Below are 1,704 nucleotides of genomic sequence, written 5' to 3' on the forward strand. Positions count from 1 at the left end.
CGCCGAGCTATGGTGCAGCGATCACCGAATTGAAGCGCGAAGGAAAGCTGGACCGGGAGACGGCCCACCGGCAGGTGAAGTATCTCAATAACGTGATCGAGGCCGATCACGGAAAGCTCAAGATACTGATCAAGCCGGTGCGCGGTTTCAAATCGATCCCCACGGCCTATGCCACGATCAAGGGATTCGAAGTCATGCGAGCCCTGCGCAAAGGACAGGCTCGCCCCTGGTGCCTGCAGCCCGGCATCAGGGGCGAGGTGCGCCTTGTGGAGAGAGCTTTTGGCATTGGGCCCTCGGCGCTGACGGAGGCCATGGGCATGCTCAACCACCATTTCGCAGCAGCCGCCTGATCGGCGCAGAGCGACAGCCTACCTCTGACTGCCGCCAATCTTTGCAACAGAGCCGGCGAAGTGGATCACGGCCGATTCAGTGGTCCGCCCCTGCGGACGCACGACAATATCGACCTTACAGCCAAGCCGGGTGAGCATGGCCAGAAGCCGCTCAACCGAGACGCTGCGGAACTGGCCTCGCAGGATGCGCGACAATTCCGGTTGGGTAGATCCCGTAACCTTGGCGGCGGCGATCTGCGTCAATTTACGTTCCTGCATGGCCTCGGCTACACGGGTAACGAGCTGGGCTTTCAAAAGGTGGGTGTCGGGGTCGGCAAAGCCTAGATCGGCAAAGACATTGCCGCTGCCTTCCTCAATGATTTCGTCCTGTGCGCTCATGCTGTGCCTCGCGGGGTCTGGTGTTGCCGGTGATGCTCCTCGGCGGATTTCAGCCGCGTTCGGATCAAATCCATATCGGCCTGCGGCGTGGCCTTGCCCTGCTTGGATTTCTTCTGGAAGGCGTGCAGGACATAGACCGCCTCCGCGAATTTGACCGTATAGACCGTGCGGAACGTATCGCCTTGGTGGTCGTCTATGATCTCGACCACGCCAGCGCCGCCAAAGCCCTTCAACGGCTTAGTGCTGGCGTGCTGCCCGCCTTGCTGCGCAAGGTGCAGGGCATAGCCCATTACGTCCTGCACATCGTCCGGGAACTCCCGAAAATCGCGCTTTGACGATGCCACCCATCGAACCGGCCGTTCCGTATCCATCGCGGCTATTATGCACAAATATACATAGCCCGCAAGCGGAAATTATGCGCGTATGTGCATATTGCCAGCTCGCTATGCCGATTGAGGCGACCGCGATCGGGGCGGCTCAATCGAGCGCCCTGCGCGACGAATGTATCAACGCCGGGGATGCAGGGCCGTAATTTTATGCTAGAGGCCCGGCGCGGCCCACGCCCCCCAATTGGCTCTGTTGCAAAGATTGGCGGCAGTCAGAGGTAGGCTGTCGCTCTGCGCCGATCAGGCGGCTGCTGCGAAATGGTGGTTGAGCATGCCCATGGCCTCCGTCAGCGCCGAGGGCCCAATGCCAAAAGCTCTCTCCACAAGGCGCACCTCGCCCCTGATGCCGGGCTGCAGGCACCAGGGGCGAGCCTGTCCTTTGCGCAGGGCTCGCATGACTTCGAATCCCTTGATCGTGGCATAGGCCGTGGGGATCGATTTGAAACCGCGCACCGGCTTGATCAGTATCTTGAGCTTTCCGTGATCGGCCTCGATCACGTTATTGAGATACTTCACCTGCCGGTGGGCCGTCTCCCGGTCCAGCTTTCCTTCGCGCTTCAATTCGGTGATCGCTGCACCATAGCTCGGCG

General features: G+C 60.6%; 2 protein-coding genes and 2 pseudogenes. 1 reads left to right on the plus strand and 3 read right to left on the minus strand.

The features are described from left to right. A pseudogene (locus D2V17_RS16405) lies at nucleotides 1-350 on the plus strand (IS6-like element IS6100 family transposase); the annotation flags it as partial. Nucleotides 351-368: 18 nt separating this feature from the next. On the opposite strand, the gene D2V17_RS16415 reads toward D2V17_RS16405, so the two are convergent. The 3 genes and pseudogenes from D2V17_RS16415 to D2V17_RS16430 all read right to left on the minus strand — a co-directional run. Next, nucleotides 369-728 carry a helix-turn-helix domain-containing protein gene (locus D2V17_RS16415; protein WP_119594016.1) on the minus strand — a complete coding sequence of 120 codons (360 nt, stop codon included), beginning with the start codon at nucleotides 726-728 and terminating at the stop codon, nucleotides 369-371. Continuing rightward, a complete protein-coding gene (locus tag D2V17_RS16420) occupies nucleotides 725-1,099 on the minus strand; it encodes a type II toxin-antitoxin system RelE/ParE family toxin (RefSeq protein ID WP_013041565.1) in 375 nt (124 codons plus the stop codon). Before D2V17_RS16420 ends, D2V17_RS16415 begins: the two co-directional genes overlap by 4 nt. A gap of 255 nt (nucleotides 1,100-1,354) precedes the next feature. After that, nucleotides 1,355-1,704: pseudogene (locus D2V17_RS16430) on the minus strand (IS6-like element IS6100 family transposase); the annotation flags it as partial.

It is taken from the genome of Aurantiacibacter xanthus, from assembly GCF_003584015.1.
GTDB classification, from domain to species: Bacteria; Pseudomonadota; Alphaproteobacteria; order Sphingomonadales; family Sphingomonadaceae; genus Alteraurantiacibacter; species Alteraurantiacibacter xanthus.

Coding starts and splice junctions, on each gene's coding strand:
- D2V17_RS16420 (WP_013041565.1), bottom strand. CDS start 1,099: ATGGATACGGAACGGCCGGTTCGATGGGTGGCATCGTCAAAGCGCGAT.
- D2V17_RS16415 (WP_119594016.1), bottom strand. CDS start 728: ATGAGCGCACAGGACGAAATCATTGAGGAAGGCAGCGGCAATGTCTTT.